At 65.7% G+C, this 16,685-nt stretch carries 21 protein-coding genes; 14 read left to right on the forward strand and 7 right to left on the reverse strand.

What is annotated here, in order from left to right:
• The first annotated feature begins 25 nt into the window (after positions 1 to 25).
• The 5 genes from rpe (at position 26) to OSH07_RS09015 (ending at position 3,807) form a co-directional block, all read left to right on the forward strand.
• Positions 26 to 694, forward strand: a complete 669-nt coding sequence (gene rpe / locus OSH07_RS08995; RefSeq protein WP_266338302.1) for a ribulose-phosphate 3-epimerase — start codon at positions 26 to 28, stop codon at positions 692 to 694.
• Positions 695 to 731: 37 nt separating this feature from the next.
• Positions 732 to 1,451 (forward strand): DUF2259 domain-containing protein, encoded by a 720-nt coding sequence (locus OSH07_RS09000; protein ID WP_266338303.1) that lies wholly within the window; start codon positions 732 to 734, stop codon positions 1,449 to 1,451.
• A gap of 69 nt (positions 1,452 to 1,520) precedes the next feature.
• On the forward strand, positions 1,521 to 1,859 hold the full coding sequence (locus tag OSH07_RS09005; RefSeq protein ID WP_266338304.1) for a hypothetical protein: 339 nt from the start codon (positions 1,521 to 1,523) through the stop codon (positions 1,857 to 1,859).
• 69 nt (positions 1,860 to 1,928) lie between these two features.
• The gene (gene purB / locus OSH07_RS09010; RefSeq protein WP_266338305.1) at positions 1,929 to 3,236 is read left to right on the forward strand and encodes an adenylosuccinate lyase; all 1,308 of its coding nucleotides are present in this window, start codon (positions 1,929 to 1,931) and stop codon (positions 3,234 to 3,236) included.
• Between the two features lie 94 nt (positions 3,237 to 3,330).
• Positions 3,331 to 3,807 carry a glutathione peroxidase gene (locus tag OSH07_RS09015; protein ID WP_266338306.1) on the forward strand — a complete coding sequence of 159 codons (477 nt, stop codon included), beginning with the start codon at positions 3,331 to 3,333 and terminating at the stop codon, positions 3,805 to 3,807.
• Between the two features lie 97 nt (positions 3,808 to 3,904).
• Here the strand turns inward: OSH07_RS09015 and aqpZ are convergent, their stop codons facing one another.
• From aqpZ to OSH07_RS09030, 3 genes are all read right to left on the reverse strand, one after another.
• Positions 3,905 to 4,603 carry an aquaporin Z gene (gene aqpZ, locus OSH07_RS09020; protein WP_266338307.1) on the reverse strand — a complete coding sequence of 233 codons (699 nt, stop codon included), beginning with the start codon at positions 4,601 to 4,603 and terminating at the stop codon, positions 3,905 to 3,907.
• Between the two features lie 76 nt (positions 4,604 to 4,679).
• Positions 4,680 to 5,453 carry an HpcH/HpaI aldolase family protein gene (locus OSH07_RS09025; RefSeq protein WP_266338308.1) on the reverse strand — a complete coding sequence of 258 codons (774 nt, stop codon included), beginning with the start codon at positions 5,451 to 5,453 and terminating at the stop codon, positions 4,680 to 4,682.
• A gap of 33 nt (positions 5,454 to 5,486) precedes the next feature.
• Positions 5,487 to 5,810, reverse strand: coding sequence for a DUF1476 domain-containing protein (locus OSH07_RS09030; RefSeq protein WP_266338309.1), 324 nt, complete (start codon positions 5,808 to 5,810; stop codon positions 5,487 to 5,489).
• A 282-nt stretch (positions 5,811 to 6,092) separates the two neighbouring features.
• On the opposite strand from OSH07_RS09030, the gene purC reads away from it, so the two are divergent.
• From purC to OSH07_RS09075, 9 genes are all read left to right on the forward strand, one after another.
• Positions 6,093 to 6,860 (forward strand): phosphoribosylaminoimidazolesuccinocarboxamide synthase, encoded by a 768-nt coding sequence (purC, locus tag OSH07_RS09035; RefSeq protein ID WP_266338310.1) that lies wholly within the window; start codon positions 6,093 to 6,095, stop codon positions 6,858 to 6,860.
• Positions 6,861 to 6,934: 74 nt separating this feature from the next.
• A complete protein-coding gene (purS, locus tag OSH07_RS09040; RefSeq protein ID WP_018185112.1) occupies positions 6,935 to 7,177 on the forward strand; it encodes a phosphoribosylformylglycinamidine synthase subunit PurS in 243 nt (80 codons plus the stop codon).
• Positions 7,178 to 7,196: 19 nt separating this feature from the next.
• Positions 7,197 to 7,859 carry a phosphoribosylformylglycinamidine synthase subunit PurQ gene (gene purQ, locus OSH07_RS09045; protein ID WP_266338311.1) on the forward strand — a complete coding sequence of 221 codons (663 nt, stop codon included), beginning with the start codon at positions 7,197 to 7,199 and terminating at the stop codon, positions 7,857 to 7,859.
• A gap of 74 nt (positions 7,860 to 7,933) precedes the next feature.
• On the forward strand, positions 7,934 to 10,147 hold the full coding sequence (purL, locus tag OSH07_RS09050; RefSeq protein ID WP_266338312.1) for a phosphoribosylformylglycinamidine synthase subunit PurL: 2,214 nt from the start codon (positions 7,934 to 7,936) through the stop codon (positions 10,145 to 10,147).
• Positions 10,148 to 10,286: 139 nt separating this feature from the next.
• Positions 10,287 to 10,520: a BolA family protein gene (locus tag OSH07_RS09055; protein ID WP_266338313.1), complete on the forward strand. Its 234-nt coding sequence runs from the start codon at positions 10,287 to 10,289 to the stop codon at positions 10,518 to 10,520.
• A 36-nt stretch (positions 10,521 to 10,556) separates the two neighbouring features.
• Positions 10,557 to 10,892: a Grx4 family monothiol glutaredoxin gene (grxD, locus tag OSH07_RS09060; protein ID WP_266338314.1), complete on the forward strand. Its 336-nt coding sequence runs from the start codon at positions 10,557 to 10,559 to the stop codon at positions 10,890 to 10,892.
• Positions 10,893 to 11,229: 337 nt separating this feature from the next.
• Entirely contained in the window at positions 11,230 to 11,676 is a 447-nt protein-coding gene (locus OSH07_RS09065) for a BA14K family protein (RefSeq protein WP_266338315.1), read from the forward strand.
• A 197-nt stretch (positions 11,677 to 11,873) separates the two neighbouring features.
• Entirely contained in the window at positions 11,874 to 12,365 is a 492-nt protein-coding gene (locus OSH07_RS09070) for a hypothetical protein (RefSeq protein WP_266338316.1), read from the forward strand.
• Positions 12,366 to 12,628: 263 nt separating this feature from the next.
• Complete coding sequence (locus OSH07_RS09075) at positions 12,629 to 13,003, forward strand: hypothetical protein (RefSeq protein WP_266338317.1); 375 nt, start codon at positions 12,629 to 12,631, stop codon at positions 13,001 to 13,003.
• Positions 13,004 to 13,084: 81 nt separating this feature from the next.
• Here OSH07_RS09075 and ttcA read toward each other — a convergent pair whose 3' ends face one another.
• From ttcA to OSH07_RS09095, 4 genes are all read right to left on the reverse strand, one after another.
• On the reverse strand, positions 13,085 to 13,882 hold the full coding sequence (ttcA, locus tag OSH07_RS09080; protein ID WP_266338657.1) for a tRNA 2-thiocytidine(32) synthetase TtcA: 798 nt from the start codon (positions 13,880 to 13,882) through the stop codon (positions 13,085 to 13,087).
• 152 nt (positions 13,883 to 14,034) lie between these two features.
• Positions 14,035 to 14,928, reverse strand: a complete 894-nt coding sequence (locus OSH07_RS09085) for a DMT family transporter (protein ID WP_266338318.1) — start codon at positions 14,926 to 14,928, stop codon at positions 14,035 to 14,037.
• A gap of 138 nt (positions 14,929 to 15,066) precedes the next feature.
• A complete protein-coding gene (gene rpsD / locus OSH07_RS09090) occupies positions 15,067 to 15,684 on the reverse strand; it encodes a 30S ribosomal protein S4 (RefSeq protein ID WP_266338319.1) in 618 nt (205 codons plus the stop codon).
• Positions 15,685 to 15,873: 189 nt separating this feature from the next.
• Positions 15,874 to 16,650 (reverse strand): SDR family NAD(P)-dependent oxidoreductase, encoded by a 777-nt coding sequence (locus tag OSH07_RS09095; protein WP_266338320.1) that lies wholly within the window; start codon positions 16,648 to 16,650, stop codon positions 15,874 to 15,876.
• Between the last annotated feature and the right edge of the window lie 35 nt (positions 16,651 to 16,685).

Below are 16,685 nucleotides of genomic sequence, written 5' to 3' on the forward strand. Positions count from 1 at the left end.
CCCTCGAAGCTGAAAGCTTGCTATCATGGCCTCGCCTCTGCTGATCTCGCCGTCCATCCTCGCTTCGGACTTTTCCCGTCTCGGAGAGGAAGTACGCGCCATCGAGACGGGCGGCGCGGACTGGGTCCATCTCGACATCATGGATGGCCACTTCGTCCCCAACATCACCTTCGGCCCGCCGGTCGTGCGGGCGCTTCGGCCGCTGACCAAGGCCGTGTTCGACGTCCACCTGATGATCACGCCGGCCGACCCGTTCCTCGCGGAATTCGCGGAAGCGGGCGCCGATCTCATCACCGTGCATGCCGAAGCCGGCCCGCACCTGCACCGGTCGCTGCAGACCATCCGCCATCTTGGCAAGAAGGCCGGAGTCGCGCTCAATCCCTCGACGCCCGAGAGCGCCATCGCCTATGTGCTCGACATGATCGACCTCGTGCTGGTGATGAGCGTCAATCCGGGCTTCGGTGGCCAGACCTTCATCCCGGAGTCGATCGACAAGGTCGCCCGCGTCAAGGCGATGATCGGCGACCGCCCCATCCATATCGAGGTCGATGGCGGCGTCGCGCCGGATACCGCTCCGGCCCTGGTCAAGGCGGGCGCCGACGTGCTCGTCGCGGGCTCCTCCGTCTTCAAGGGCGGCAGCGCCGCTGTCGCCGGCAACATCCGGGCAATCCGCGACGCCGTCGCGCGCGGCTGATCGCGCGCCTCCGAGCCTCCAGCAGAAAGACCGGACCATGCGCAACCTCGCCCTCGCCGCCTGCCTGATCTCCGGAGCCCTCGCCGCCTCCGCGCCGACCGCGGCGATGGCGGGCGATTTCGCCGAGCGCTCGATACTCGGCTTCTCGCCGGATGGCGGCCGATTCGCCTTCGAGGAATTCGGCATCCAGGACGGCTCCGGCTTCCCCTATTCCAACATCTTCGTGCTCGACACGGCTCGGGACAGCTGGGTCGCCGGCACGCCGGTCCGCGTCCGCCTGGACGATGAGACGGCCGGCATCGCCGCAGCGCGCGCCGACGCGCGCAAGAGGGCCGGCGACCATCTCGCGGGCCTCGATCAGCCGGGCACGCTGCTCGCCTCCAATCCGATCACCGAGAGTGGCCGCGATCCCTATTCGATCGCGTTTCGCCGCCACCCGAAGCAGCAGCTCGACGGACCGGAGCTCCAACTGAAGCTCGAGACGATCCCGCTCGACGCGCCGAACAATGACGACCCGGACTACAAGACCCAGGGTTTCCGCCTGATCCTGCAGGACGAGCGCGGCGACACCGTGCTGCATGAGGACAAGTCGCTACCGGCCAGCCGCGGCACGGCGCTCGACTATCGCATCAACGACGTCGTCATCTACCAGCGCTTCGGCCAGCCGGCGACGCTGATCGCGCTGGTCATGGTGCTGACGCGCGGCTTCGAGGGCCCGGATGGCCGCTACATGGCGGTGACGGCGCAGCTTCCCTGATACGCCTTTCGTCGGAACGCCTCCTCTGCCCGGCCGTTGAACCCGCGGGGCCGGTAAGGAGTATTTTCCATGACGACAAGACCGACAATGCCGACGGGTGCGCGAAGTCAGCCGTTTCGGCTGGCGATGTTCGGCCTCGCGGCCTGCGCCTTCGGCATTCTGGCCGTTCCTTCGGCGACATTGGCGGGCAACATCGTCGTCGCCGAGGATATCGAGGTTCCACCGCCGCCTGGCGCCGTGGATGAGCCACCACCCCCGCCGCCGCCCGGCTGCACCGAGACGACAATCCAGACGCAGGACGAAACCGGCACGACCACGGAACGACGCACGGACTGCGCGCCACCGCCGCCGCCGGACGGCTATGCCGACCCGGACGAGCCGCCGCCGCCTCCCCCACCGCTCGATTAGGCAGGCAATCGGGTTGTTCGGGCCCTCGTGCTCTGTTAGACCCCCGGTCGAAACCATGAGGGCCCGCCTATGATCCCGCGCTACTCGCGCCCCGAAATGACGGCGATCTGGTCGCCGGAGACCAAGTTCCGCATCTGGTTCGAGATCGAGGCGCACGCGCTCGACGCGCTGGCCGAGATCGGCACCATCCCGAAATCGGCGGCCAAGACCGTCTGGGAAAAGGGCGGCGCGGCGACGTTCGACATCGACCGGATCGACGAGATCGAGCGCGTCACCAAGCATGACGTCATCGCCTTCCTGACGCATCTGGCCGAGATCGTCGGCGAGGAAGCCCGCTTCGTGCACCAGGGCATGACATCGTCCGACGTGCTCGACACCTGCTTCAACATCCAGCTGGTGCGCGCCGCCGACCTCTTGATCGCCGATGTCGACAAGCTGCTCGCCGCCCTGAAGCGTCGTGCCTTCGAGCACAAGAACACGGTCACCATCGGCCGCAGCCATGGCATCCATGCCGAGCCGATCACCTTCGGCATGAAGCTCGCCCAGGCCTATGCCGAGTTCGACCGCTGCCGCGCCCGCCTGGTCGCCGCCCGCGCCGAGGTCGCCACCTGCGCCATTTCCGGCGCCGTCGGCTCCTTCGCCAACATCGATCCGCGCGTCGAGGAGCATGTCGCCGAGAAACTCGGCCTCGTGCCGGAGCCGGTCTCGACCCAGGTCATCCCGCGCGACCGCCACGCGATGTATTTCGCGACGCTCGGCGTCGTCGCCTCGTCGATCGAGCGCCTCGCCACCGAGATCCGCCATCTGCAGCGCACCGAAGTGCTCGAGGCCGAGGAGTATTTCTCCCCCGGCCAGAAGGGCTCGTCGGCGATGCCGCACAAGCGCAACCCGGTCCTAACCGAGAACCTGACCGGCCTCGCCCGGCTGGTGCGCGGCATGGCGGTGCCGGCGATGGAGAACGTCGCCCTCTGGCACGAACGCGACATCTCGCACTCCTCGGTCGAGCGCATGATCGGCCCGGACGCGACAGTGACGCTCGACTTCGCGCTCAACCGCCTCACCGGCGTGATCGACAAGCTGCTCGTCTATCCCGAGAACATGCAGAAGAACCTCGACCGCCTCGGCGGCCTGGTCCATTCGCAGCGCGTTCTCCTCGCGCTGACCCAGAAGGGCGCCTCGCGCGAGGATGCCTACAGCCTCGTCCAGCGCAACGCGATGAAGGTCTGGGAACAGGGCGCGGACTTCCTGACCGAGCTCAAGGCCGACCCGGACGTGACGGCGCTGCTGTCGGATGCGGAGATCGAGGAGAAGTTCGACCTCGGCTACCACACCAAGCACATCGACACGATCTTCCGCCGCGTCTTCGGCGAGGCGTAAGGATCGGCAAGACGAAGCTTTGAGCTTTTGACAGGCGCCCTTATCTCTAGGGCGCCTGTTTTCGTTTCACCGCCATGAAGCTTGAGGTTCCAGCATGCCCTCCCCGCTCTACGACATTCCCGTCAACCGCATCGATGGCAGCCAGGCGTCGCTCGGCGACTATGCCGGCCGCGTCCTGCTCGTCGTCAACGTCGCATCGAAATGCGGGCTGACGCCGCAATATGACGGGCTGGAGGCCCTCTACCGGACCTACAAGGACAAGGGTCTGACGGTCGTCGGCTTCCCCGCCAACAACTTCATGGGCCAGGAGCCGGGCAGCAACGAGGAGATCCAGGAATTCTGCCGCCTGACCTATGGCGTCGATTTCCCGATGTTCGCCAAGATCTCGGTCAAGGGCGAGGATCGCCACCCGCTCTATGACGCGCTGGCCGGCGACGAGGATGTCAGCTGGAACTTCGAGAAGTTCCTGATCGGCCGCGACGGACATGTCGCCGCGCGCTTCGCGCCTAAGACCGAACCGACCGATCCGGCGGTCGTCTCCGCCATCGAGACGGAGCTCTCGAAGGCCTGACGCAGAGAAACCGAAGCAAAAAAGCCGCCCCGGGGGGCGGCTTTCTTGGGCGTCATGAAGGGGACAGGCCCGACGAGCGCGCTGCGCCGTGCAAGGATCAGTGCTCGCCGTTGTAGAGGATGCCGGCGCGATAGACGAAGCCGGCAATGGCAGCGCCGATGAACGGCGCCACGATGAACAGCCAGAGCTGCGACAGCGCCGCGCCGCCGACGAACAACGCCGGGCCGAGGCTGCGCGCCGGATTGACCGAAGTACCAGTGATGTTGATGCCGACGATATGGATCATCGTCAGCGTCAGGCCGATCGCGAGGCCGGCAAAGGCGTGCGTGACCAGCTTGTGCGTGACGCCGAGGATGACGACCAGGAAGATGAAGGTCGCGACCACTTCGAAGAGGAAGGCCGAGGTGACGTTGTAGCCGCCGCCATATCCGGGCCCCCAGCCATTGGTGCCCATGCCGCCATCCCAGCCTTCCGCCTTGCCCTTCATGATCAGGTAGAGCACCAGCGCGCCGACGATGGCGCCGAGTACCTGGGCAATCACATAGGTGATGAAGTCGCCGACGGACATGCGGCCGGCGACAAGAGCGCCGAGGCTGACGGCGGGATTGACGTGGCAACCGGAAATCGGGCCGATCGCATAGGCCATGGCGACGATGGCGAGGCCGAAGGAGAAGGCGATGCCGAGCACACCGACCGTATTGGCGGCGGCAATGGCAGGCCCTGCGACAACGGCGGCGCCGCAGCCGAACAGGACGAGCGTAAAGGTTCCGATGAACTCCGCGATGGCTTTTTGCATGAGAAATTTCCCCGAAACAGTCGAATCACTGCCGGGAAACGGTACGCCCGATCTTCAACTTAAAATAGTGCCGGCTTTACTCGGCTTTCGCTTCGGCAAGCATCGTCGTCGCGCCGAGGCGGAAATACATGCCATCGGTGCCGAGCGCGATCAGGTCATAGCCGAGCTTGCGGTAGTGCCGCGCCTGCTCTCCGGTGATGGCGAAGATGCCGGCGAGCTTGCCGGCCGCATGGGCGCGGGCGAGGATGTCGGCCGCCGCGGCCTGGTTGTCGGCGCGCATCGGATCGACGCTGGCGCCATCCGATAGCGCGATCGAAAGATCCGACGGGCCGATGAACACGGCATCGATGCCTGGAACGGCGAGGATTTCGTCCAGCGCCTGTAGCGCGGCCCGCGTCTCGATCATCGCGAAGGTGAGCGTGGCGGCGTTGGTATCGCGCAGAAAGGCGGCGCCGTCGGAAACGCCGGAAAGCTGCATCGCCCGTACGGGGCCCCAGCTGCGCTCGCCGAGCGGCGGATACTTGGCGGCGGTGGCGAAGGCGCGGGCATCCTCGGCCGAATTGATCATCGGCGCGATGATGGCGCTGGCGCCCATGTCGAGCGCGCGGCTGGCCATGGCGAAGTCGCCGACGGGAATGCGGACGATGGCGGGAACGCCGGCCAGCGCGACGGCGCCGATGCCGCGCATCACGCTGACGGGATCATGCAGGCCGTGCTGCATGTCGAGCGTCACGCAGTCGAACCCGGCGCGCGCCGCGCTTTCGGCGATCAGCGGCTCGGGTGTCGCGATCCAGGCGGTCAGGCAGGCGCCGCGCGACCGGAGCACCGAAACGAGGGAAGGCATCGCCATGTTCAGGTGCTCCGGAGGCTTTTGGAAAAAGGCTCAGCCTTCGGTCTTCAACTGCTCGACCGCCTGGGCCAGCAGTTCGTTCATGGTGCGACGGATCTGGTGGTCCGACTCGGCGACGCCGGCGGCGTCGAAATCGGCGCGCAGCTTGCGGAAGACGTCTTCATCGCCGGCTTCCTCGAAATCCGCCGCGACCACGTCGGAGGCATAGGCCTCCGCCTCGACGCCCGACTTGCCCAGGAGGGCAGCCGCCCAGATGCCGAGCTGGCGGTTGCGCCGCGCCACGGCCTTGAACCGAGTCGCCTCGTCCAGGGCGAACTGGCTCTCAAAAGCGTTCTTGCGCTGGTCGAACGTCGTCATAGGCGGTCTCTCCACTTGGTCAACTTGTTGGCCAGGGCCATGATATGGGCCTTGCATATCGCCGTCGCCACCCCAAATCAATGACAGCACCGAATGGGAAGAGGCGGCTGAAAGCGCTCAAAGCGCCGCATCTATCCGTCATTGTGAAATGACGAGTGATCGAGTAGGTTCACGCCGCGCAAGCGACCTCCTCGAGAGTCGGTTGGCTGAGCTTCGCCGCGGCGAATCCCTGTACATTGGAACCCCGGCTATATGGATTTCCTCAAACCACGGTATGTGCCCATGAACCGTCGTCGGCGCATCTATGAAGGCAAGGGCAAGATCCTTTTCGAAGGACCGGAGCCCGGGACTCTGATCCAGTTCTTCAAGGACGATGCGACTGCCTTCAATAACAAGAAGCATGAGGTCGTTGACGGAAAAGGCGTGTTGAACAACCGCATTTCCGAGCACATCTTCACGCATCTGAACCGGATGGGCATCCCGACGCATTTCATCCGTCGGTTGAACATGCGCGAACAGCTGATCCGCGAAGTCGAGATCATCCCGCTCGAGGTCGTCGTCCGCAACGTCGCGGCCGGCTCGCTGGCCAAGCGCCTCGGCCTCGAGGAAGGCACGGTCCTGCCGCGCTCGATCATCGAGTTCTACTACAAGGCCGACGCGCTCGACGACCCGATGGTGTCGGAAGAGCACATCACCGCCTTCGGCTGGGCGACCCCGCAGGAAATCGATGACATCATGGCGCTCGCCATCCGCGTCAACGACTTCCTCTCCGGCCTGTTCCTGGGCGCCGGCATCCAGCTCGTCGATTTCAAGATCGAGTGCGGACGCCTCTGGGAAGCCGACATGATGCGGATCGTCGTCGCCGACGAGATCTCGCCCGATTCGTGCCGGCTCTGGGACGTTGCGACCCAGAACAAGCTCGACAAGGACCGCTTCCGCCGCGACATGGGCGGCCTCGTCGAGGCCTACCAGGAAGTGGCGCGCCGTCTCGGCATCCTGACAGAAGAGCAGGAGCGGCCGCAGGGCGGCGGGCCTGTGCTCGTTCAGTAAGTACCCGTTCATGGCAACGGCCGCCGCGAGGCGGCCGTTTGCATTTCTGGATCCATCCCCCACTGGAGTAACCGATGAAGGCCCGCGTCACCGTCACCTTGAAGAACGGCGTTCTGGATCCCCAGGGCAAGGCCATCGAAGGCGCGCTCGGCGCGCTGGGCTTTGCCGGCATCGGCAGCGTCCGCCAGGGCAAGGTGTTCGACATCGAGGTCGAATCGACCGACGCCGCCAAGGCGAAGACCGAGCTCGAGGCCATGGCCGCCAAGCTTCTGGCCAACACCGTCATCGAGAATTACCGGGTCGAGATCGTCGACTGAGCCGCGAGGGACACCACCGATGAAATCCGCCGTCGTCGTATTCCCAGGCTCCAATCGCGAACGCGACATGGTCGCCGCCATCGACAAGATCACCGGCCACCGCCCCGTCACCGTCTGGCACGGCGATCATGACCTGCCCAAGGTCGACCTGATCGTCATTCCCGGCGGCTTCTCCTATGGCGACTACCTGCGCTCCGGCGCCATCGCCGCGCGCGAGCCGATCATGGCCGCCATCGCCCGCGAGGCCGCACGCGGCGTCGCCGTGCTCGGCGTCTGCAACGGCTTCCAGATCCTGTGCGAGGCCGGCCTGCTGCCGGGCGTGCTGATGCGCAATGCCGGGCTCAAGTTCATCTGCAAGGAAGTCGAGCTCCGCGTCGAGACCACGGCGAGCCAGTTCACCCGCGGCTACGCCAAGGGACAGGTCATTCGCTCTCCCGTCGCCCATGGCGACGGCAACTACCGCACCGACGACGAAACGCTGGCCCGCCTCAAGGGCGAAGACCGCGTCGCCTTCCGCTATGTCGACAATCCGAACGGCTCGGTCGACGACATCGCCGGCATCCTGTCGGAGAAGCGCAACATCCTCGGCATGATGCCGCATCCCGAGAACCTGATCGAACCGCTGAACGGCGGCACCGACGGACGGCCGCTGTTCGAAGCGGCGCTCGCCGCCGTCGCCTGACCTTCGCCAGACTGATCCCGACAGCCACGTCCAGACCGTTTCCCGGTCCGCGCCCTGATTGACCTGAGGTTTCCGTGCTCCAGAACGACACGCCGATCACGCCCGAGCTCATCGCCAGCCATGGCCTCAAGCCCGACGAATATCAGCGCATCCTTGATCTGATCGGCCGGGAGCCCACCCTGACGGAGCTGGGCATCTTCTCGGCGATGTGGAACGAACACTGTTCCTACAAGTCGTCGAAGAAGTGGCTGCGCACCCTGCCGACGACCGGCCCGCGCGTCATCTGCGGCCCCGGCGAGAACGCCGGCGTCGTCGACATCGACGACGGCCAGGCGATCATCTTCAAGATGGAAAGCCACAACCACCCGTCCTTCATCGAGCCCTACCAGGGCGCGGCGACGGGCGTCGGCGGCATTCTGCGCGACGTCTTCACCATGGGCGCCCGCCCGGTCGCGGCCATGAACGCGCTGCGCTTCGGCTCGCCGGACCATCCGAAGACCCGCCATCTCGTCTCCGGCGTCGTCTCCGGTGTCGGCGGCTATGGCAATTCCTTCGGCGTGCCGACGGTCGGCGGCGAGGTGAACTTCCATTCCCGCTACAACGGCAACATCCTCGTCAACGCCTTTGCCGCCGGCCTCGCCGACGCCGACAAGATCTTCTATTCGAAGGCGGAAGGCGTCGGCCTGCCGGTCGTTTATCTCGGCTCCAAGACCGGCCGCGACGGCGTCGGCGGCGCCACCATGGCCTCTGCCGAATTTGACGAATCGATCGAGGAGAAGCGCCCGACCGTGCAGGTCGGCGACCCCTTCGGCGAGAAGCTGCTGCTGGAAGCCTGCCTGGAATTGATGAAGACCGGCGCCGTCATCGCCATCCAGGACATGGGCGCCGCCGGCCTCACCTGCTCGGCCGTCGAGATGGGCGCCAAGGGCGACCTCGGCATCGAGCTGGACCTCGACAAGGTGCCCTGCCGCGAAGCCAACATGACGGCCTACGAGATGATGCTCTCGGAAAGCCAGGAGCGCATGCTGATGGTGCTGCGCCCCGAGCAGGAGAAGGAAGCCGAGGCGATCTTCCACAAATGGGGCCTCGACTTCGCCATCGTCGGCTGGACCACGGACGACCTGCGCTTCCGCATCCTGCACAAGGGCGCCGTCGTCGCCGACCTGCCGATCAAGGAACTGGGCGACCAGGCGCCGGAATATGATCGTCCCTTCGTGCGCCGTCCGGTTCCGGCCGCGATCGAGGCCGCCGACGTCGCCGCGCCGAACGACTATGCCGAGGCGCTGCTGAAGCTCGTCTCCTCGCCCGACATGGCCTCGCGCCGCTGGGTCTGGGAGCAATACGACCACCTGATTCAGGGCAACACCGCGCAAAAGCCGGGCGGCGACGCCGCCGTCATCCGCGTCGAGGGCCATGACAGCAAGGGCCTCGCCTTCTCGCTCGACGTTTCCCCGCGCTATTGCGAGGCCGATCCGTTCGAGGGCGGCAAGCAGGCGATCGCCGAATGCTGGCGCAACCTCACCGCCGTCGGCGCCGAGCCGCTGGCCGCCACCGACAACCTGAACTTCGGCAATCCGGAAAAGCCGGAGATCATGGGCCAGTTCGTCGGCGCCATCGAGGGCATCGGCGCCGCCTGCCGCGCGCTCGACTTCCCGATCGTCTCCGGCAACGTCTCGCTCTACAACGAAACCAACGGCGTCGGCATCCTGCCGACCCCCGCCATCGGCGGCGTCGGCCTGCTGCCGGACATCGACGTCATGGCGACCGTCGCCTTCAAGTCGGCCGGCGACGTCATCGTCCAGATCGGTCGCGACGGCGGCCATCTCGGCCAGTCGATCTATCTGCGCGAGATCCTCGGCCGCGAGGAAGGCGCTCCCCCGCCGGTCGACCTCGCCGAGGAACGCCGCGTCGGCGACTTTGTTCGCGGCGTCATCCGCAATCGACTCGTCACCGCCTGCCACGACATTTCCGATGGCGGCCTGCTCGCCGCCCTCGCCGAGATGGCGATGGCGCGCGGCATCGGCGCTTCGGTCACGCTTCCCGAAAGCGCGGCGACGCCGCACGGCTTCCTGTTCGGCGAGGACCAGGCCCGCTACGTCTTGACCGTGGCGCCTTCGGTGCTCGATGCCGTCACGGCGGCGGCGGCGGAGGCCGGCGTCGAGGCCCGCGTGCTCGGCACGGTCGGCGGCGAGGTGTTGGATGTCGAGGGCCTCGCCACCATATCTGTTGCAAAGCTGAAGCAGGGCCACGAGAATTGGTTCCCTGAGTTCATGGCCGTCGCCGACTGACCGGCGGCGGACCCGGCCCATCTTCGCGCATGCAGCATCGTTTTGCGCGAAGCATGCGCTGCGGAGCAAATCGAAGGAGCCTTTCGCCGTTTCGAGGAACGTGACAGGCTCCAAGGAAGACGGCTGAGGGGATAGACTGATGGCAATGGACGCGCGCGACATTGAGGCTCTGATCAAGGAGGCTCTTCCGGACGCGACGGTCACGATCCGCGATCTCGCGGGCGACGGTGACCATTATGCTGCCGAAGTTGTGTCCGAGGCTTTTCGCGGAAAGAACCGCGTGCAGCAGCACCAGATGATTTATGCTGCGCTCAAGGGAAACATGGGCGGCGTCCTGCATGCGCTGGCCCTGCAGACCAGCGCACCGGAATAGGATCGGCCGGCGGCCGGCAAAAAGGAAATAGTTGAGATGAGCGATATCCACGCCCTTATCCAGAACGAAGTCAGCTCCAACGACGTCGTGCTCTTCATGAAGGGCACCCCCGCCTTTCCGCAGTGCGGCTTCTCCGGCCAGGTCGTTCAGATCCTCGATTTCCTCGGCGTCGACTACAAGGGCATCAACGTGCTCGCCGACGCGGAAATCCGCCAGGGCATCAAGGACTTCTCCAACTGGCCGACAATCCCGCAGCTCTACGTGAAGGGCGAATTCGTCGGCGGCTGCGACATCGTCCGCGAGATGTTCCAGGCCGGCGAACTGCAGACCTTCCTGACCGAGAAGGGCATCACGGTCGCCAAGTCGGCCTGATTTGGGCTTCTGCTTTCCTGTCGAAGGCGAGCGCGCTCCGCGCTCGCCTTTTTTCATGCCCTAAGGCCGCCCAAAAGCGGGGAGAGGGGCGCGCCAGTCCGCAAAAGCTTCCTGCTCCGAAGTCGAACGCAGAAGACAACTTCGATATTTTGAATTCATCGCGGCGCGGTGACGGCGCTCGAAGCGAACGCCGATAGGCCCGATCAGATCTCCTCTCCCCGGGGAACCTAATCCTCGCGACATCGTTGGTATCCATCAGAGCAAATCGTCGATTGACCTCTCCCCCGGCGCGTCCAGGGGAACCGATCGACTCGCTCTTGGCAGAAGGATTGGAACGATGTTGAAGCGTACGAAAGCTATGCTGAGATCCGGCCTCGCCATTGCTGTCTTCGCGGCCTCGATCGTCGCGCTCGGAACGCCCGCCCAGGCCGCGGGCCCCGCCGGCGACGGTTCTTTTCAGGTCGCCGACAACTGGAACGGCAATCGCTGGCACGGCGGCGGCAATGACTGGCGCTGGCGCCACGGCAACCGCTGGCACGGCGGCGGCTGGCACGGCGGTTACTATTATGGCGACAACTGGGGCGGCGCTGCCGCCGCAGCCGGCATCATGGGCCTCGCCACCGGCGCCATCATCGCCAACTCCGCGAACCAGCCGCGCTACTACGAAGGCGGCTACGGCGGCGACTACGTTGCCTACTGCGCCAGCCGCTATCGTACCTTCGATCCCCGGACCGGCACCTATGTCGGCTTCGACGGCTATCGACACCGCTGCATGATGCCGTAGCCACGACGTCTTCAGAAAGGGCGGCGCGCAGGCGCCGCCTTTTCTGTCGCGCGCTGGCTGGCGCTTGGGGCCAGCGGATGGTTAACGGAAATTAACCAATTGGAAAGTTGGTTTCGGCCCGGAAGTGATTAGGTCATCCCCGACGGAGGGCGGCGCGTGCGACCGAAGGATCGCCTCGCCAATCCAGGAGTTCCGTCATGATCACCGAGATGAAGTCCATCCTGCATATCGGCGCAATCGCTGCCATCCTGGGCATCGGCACGATCGGCGTCTCGGCGCCCGCGCTCGCGCGCGGCCATCACAACATCGAAGACAGCGGCAGCCACGGTGGCGGCGGCTGGTCCAGCGGCTGGTCCGGGGGCCACGGTGGCAGCACAGGTCCGACCATGGCCAGCGCCTGGTCGACGGGCGGCATGTCGGGCGGCTGGTCCGGCGGCCATCCCGGCAACGGCTGGTGGGGCGGCGGCTCCGGCGGCAGCTGGTCCGACGGTCACGACCACGACCACAACCACCACCATCATCACCCCGGCAATCCCGGCGTGCCTATCCTGCCGCTCGGCCTGCTCGCCGGCTACAACCAGCAGGGCTCCAGCTATTCCAATGAGGAGTACAGCTACGACTACGCGCCCTGCGCCTATCCGCATCACTACAGCTATCTCGGCTATCGGAACGTCTGCGCCATCCCGTAGACATCCGCTGTCCGAACCGTCGCAAGCAGCGCGCTCCGGCGCGCTGCTTTTTCGCACTCGGAGATGCGGCATCGCCAGCAACGTATACTAACAGAAATATTGATGGCGGATGACAAATCGTCGTTCATGAACCAGTTTTAACCGAGACGTCATGACCTCTTTTTCAGGTATTGGAAATCCGTTTTTCAGGGTCCCAACCTAGATTCATCGGTGACGGAGGGCGATGATCTGGAGCAGTTCCAGATCATCAACCGAGGAGAACCATGATGATCAGGACCATGAAGACCATGCTGCATGTCGGCGCCATCGGACTCATGCTGAGCGTCGGCGCCATGGGCGGCGCAAACCTCGCCTTCGCGAACAATGATCACGGCAGCCATGGCGGCGGCTCGAGCCTTTCAGGCGGCAGCGGCTGGCATGGCGGCAGCGGCGGCATGAGTGGCGGTTTGCACAGCGGCGGTAGCGGCGATCACCACCATCCGATCGGCGTGGTCCGGGGCGGACTGCTCTTCGGTCCGGCCGTCTCCGGATCGGGCGGCACGGAGTTCGATGATTCCGGCCTGCCGGTGACATGCGGCCACACCTATACAGCCCACGGCGCCATCGGCCCGCGCACCTGCGTGGCGACCGGCTACTGATGGCGAACAAAACCTCTCAGGGCGCGGCTCCGGCCGCGCCCTGCGCATGAGCGGCCATCGGCGCGCGGATCGCCCGTTGGCCTAGCGCTGCCCCGCGAGGCTCCCGAAATCGAATAGGTTCCGGTCCAGGAGATGCGACGGGTTGGCCTTGCCGAGCGCCCGCAGCATGATCTCCTTGCGGCCGGGCGTCTGCTTCTCCCAATCGGCCAGCATCTGCTTGACGACGTTGCGCTGCAGGCCTTCCTGCGAGCCGCAGAGGTCGCAGGGGATGATCGGGAACTGCATCGCCGTCGCGAAGCGGGCGATGTCGTCCTCCGCCGCATAGGCGAGCGGCCGCAGCACCAGCCGGTCGCCCTCCTCGTTCAGCAGCTTCGGCGGCATCGAGGCGAGCTTGCCGCCATGGAACAGGTTCAGGAAGAACGTCTCGAGAATGTCCTCGCGGTGATGGCCGAGCACCACGGCCTGGCATCCCTCCTCCCGCGCGATCCGGTAGAGATGGCCGCGCCGCAGCCGCGAGCAGAGCGCGCAATAGGTCTTGCTGGGTTCGATCTTCGAGGTGACGATCGAATAGGTGTCCTGGCGCTCGATCCGGTGCGGCACGCCGAGTTCGGTCAGGTAGTTGGGCAGGATCTCGGCCGGGAAGCCCGGCTGCGCCTGGTCGAGATTGCAGGCGAGCAGGTCGACCGGCAGCATGCCGCGCCATTTGAGGTCGAGCAGCAGCGCCAGCAGCGTGTAGCTGTCCTTGCCGCCCGACAGGCAGACCAGCCAGCGGTCACCGGGCCGCACCATGGCGAAATCGTCGAGCGCCTGCCGCACCTGCCGGATCAGCCGCTTGCGCAGCTTGCCGAACTCGACCGTGTCCGGTCCCTTGCGGAACATCGGATGGCAGGCGTCGCCGCCCTCCGCCTCCAGCGGGTCCGAGGCCGCGATGCGGCGGGCGATGTCGAGCAGTTCGGTCATGGTCTTGGTTCCGGCGTTCGCGCCTTGATGCCGCGTCCCGCGCCGCCCGGCAAGCCCAAACGCCCGCGACCCTATCGCCGGCGGGTCAGATTGACGATCAGCACGCCGCCGATCGCCATGGCGCCGCCGAGCAGGCCGAGCGGCGACGGCACCTCGCCGAGCCAGAGATAGCCGATCAGCGTCGCCGTCGGCGCGATGCAATAGAGGAAGTTGGAGGCCCGCGACGCCGGGAAGCGCTTCAGCGCGATCGCCCAGGTCAGGTAGCCGATCACCGTCGGCAGCACGACGAGATAGGCGATGGACCAGATGACGGCGGGCGGCGACTGTTTCAGCGCGGCGAGCGTATCGGGGATCGCCAGGGTTAACGGAAGGCTACCAAGAAGCAGCACCCAGGCGGTGACGGCGAGCGCCGGCATGCGCCCGAGCAGCGGCTTCTGCAGGATGGTAGAGATCGAGGTGCAGAACGCGGCGCCGAGGATCAGCAGCGCGCCGATATTGAGCCCGAAGCCGTCGCCGCTGCCATAGGCGATCAGCCCGACGCCGAGAAACGACACCAGCGTGCCGAGCCAGCCGCCGAGCCCGAACCGCTCGCCGAGCAGCGGCACCGCAATCAGCGCGACGATGATCGGGTTGATCTGGATGATGAACGAAGCGGGGCCCGCGGGAATCGTCTGCTCGCCGGTGTTGAGCAGCACGGCATAGGCAGAGATGAAGAGCACACCGATCACCAGCAGCCGCACGAAGTCCTTGCGCGAGGGCAGCGGCGGCCGGGCGACCAGCAGATAGAGGCCGGCAGGGACGGCGGCGGAAAGATAGCGGGCAGCGGCGAGTTCGACCGGCGTCAGCGCCGTCAGGCCAACCCGGATGGCAGCGAAGGCCGAGGCCCAGCCGATGATCGTCGTGGCGATGGCGGCGAGGCCGACGAGATCGGTGGTGCGCCGCTTGTCGATGGCGATTTCGGTCATGCCGCCTCCCCTTCGCCGGAAACGTCCTTGATACGCCGCCGCATCGGCAATCCGAAGCTCCGAAATGCCCGCAAGCGAAGCAAAAAAGAAAAGGCCGCCCGGAGGCGGCCTTTTCCAGAACTCGATCGTGCCGACGGATCAGCGCGAATAGAATTCGACGACGAGGTTCGGTTCCATCTGGACCGGGTACGGCACATCGGCGAGAGCCGGGATGCGCGCGAACTTGGCGGTCATCTTGTGATGGTCGACTTCGATGTAGTCGGGAACGTCACGCTCGGCGAGCTGGGTCGCCTCGAGGACGATCGTCAGCTGACGCGAAGCTTCCTTGACCTCGATCACATCGCCAACCTTCGCCTGGTAGGACGGAATGTTGACGCGGCGGCCGTTGACCTTGATGTGGCCGTGCGAGATGAACTGGCGCGCGGCGAACACGGTCGGGACGAACTTGGCACGATACACGATCGCGTCCAGACGGGTCTCGAGGAGACCGATCAGGTTCTCCGACGAATCGCCCTTGCGGCGGGTCGCATCGGCGTAGATCTTCCGGAACTGCTTCTCGGAGATGTTGCCGTAGTAGCCCTTGAGCTTCTGCTTGGCGCGGAGCTGGGTGCCGTAATCGGAAACCTTGCCCTTGCGGCGCTGGCCATGCTGGCCGGGGCCGTATTCGCGCTTGTTGACCGGAGACTTGGGGCGACCCCAGAGGTTTTCGCCAAGACGGCGGTCAATCTTGTGTTTGGACGAAGCACGCTTCGACATCGCATATCCCTTGGATACGAGTTACAGGGACACGTGCCCTCCTCTGCCGGTTCTAAGGCCGGCCGACAGGAAACCCAGAGGCTTCCGCGGGTGCGTGAAATACCGCGCCGGCCCGGAAGGACCAGCACGATGCGCGGGGTGTAGAGGAGAAGCCGGGGCGAGTCAAATGCCGAAGCCCCGTTAGCCGCCTCAGGTGGCTGACATCAGCAGCCCGCCCTCGACCCTGAGCGCCGCGCCATTGGTGGCGGCGCCGAGCGGGCTCGCGACATAGGCGACCAGCGCCGCGATCTCCTTCGGATCGATCATCCGCTGCAACAGCGACGACGAGCGATAGAGCCGGAAGAATTCCTTCTCCAGATCCGCCTCGCTGCCCGGATTGCCGGGGAACACCGAGCGCAGGAAATCGCCGATGCCGGCCGACCGCGTCGGTCCCGGCAGGACCGAGTTGACGGTCACGGCGGTTCCCTTGGTCAGTTCGGCCAGCCCGCGCGCGACCGACAGTTGCGCCGTCTTGGTCATGCCGTAGTGGATCATGTCCGAGGGAATCTGCAGCGCCGACTCGCTGGAGACAAAGATGATCCGCCCCCAGTTGCGCTCCAGCATGGCCGGGAAATAGTGCCGCGCGAGGCGAATGCCGCTCACCACGTTGACATCGAAGAAGTGCAGCCAGTCCGCATCCGTGATCTCGGCGAAGGGCTTCACTTCATAGATGCCGAGATTGTTGACCAGAATATCGACCGAGGGCACGGCGCTGGTCAGCGCAGCCGCGCCTTCGGCGGTCGCCACATCCGCGACGATACCGCGCGCGGCGCCGATCTCCTGCACGGTCTTCTCGACCGTCTCGGCCGAACGACCCGTGACGATGACGGCAGCCCCCTCTTCGGCGAGCGTCCGGGCGATCGCCAGGCCGATGCCGCCGGTCGATCCCGTCACCAGCGCCGTCTTGTTCGACAGTCCGAGGTCCATTCCGATCTCCTGATCTTGCGGCCATGCCGCTCCAA

The sequence above is a fragment of the Kaistia nematophila genome (assembly GCF_026343855.1).
Classification (GTDB): Bacteria; Pseudomonadota; Alphaproteobacteria; order Rhizobiales; family Kaistiaceae; genus Kaistia; species Kaistia nematophila.